The organism is Vibrio sp. 1069 (assembly GCF_033340555.1).
This window is the reverse complement of the sequence record NZ_JAWOWP010001029.1, coordinates 1-502: the sequence shown is the minus strand read 5'-3', so window position 1 is coordinate 502 and position 502 is coordinate 1. Positions and strand designations below refer to the sequence as shown.

Here is a 502-nt window from a genome sequence, read left to right as displayed (position 1 = left end):
GGCGGCATCTACGAGAAACAGCGCGACTACATCCGCATGCTTGCTGAGAAACGTGTAGATGGCATTTTGGTGATGTGTTCAGATCTAACCGAAGAACTAAAAGAGATGTTAGATCGTCATTCAGACATCCCGAAAGTTGTGATGGATTGGGGCCCAGAGAGTTCTCGTGCGGACAAGATCATCGATAACTCTGAAGAAGGTGGCTACCTAGCAACTAAATATCTTATCGATAACGGCCACACTGACATCGCCTGCCTGAGTGGTCACTTTGAGAAACTTGCTTGCCAAGAGCGTATCGCTGGTTTTCGTCGTGCCATGGCTGAAGCAAAACTGCCAATCAATGAAGATTGGATTCTTGAAGGTAACTTTGAATGTGATACTGCGGTACTGGTTGCAGACAAGATCACCGCGATGGAAAAACGCCCTACTGCAGTATTCTGTTTTAACGACACCATGGCACTTGGCTTAATGAGCCGTCTGCAACAAAACGGCATCAAGGTTC

1 protein-coding gene is annotated in these 502 nt (G+C 47.0%); it reads left to right on the top strand.

Features of this window, described 5'->3' with window-relative positions; genetic code table 11:
- Nucleotides 1-502: substrate-binding domain-containing protein (locus tag R7040_RS30420; protein WP_318098185.1), on the top strand; the 502-nt coding region annotated here is incomplete at both ends.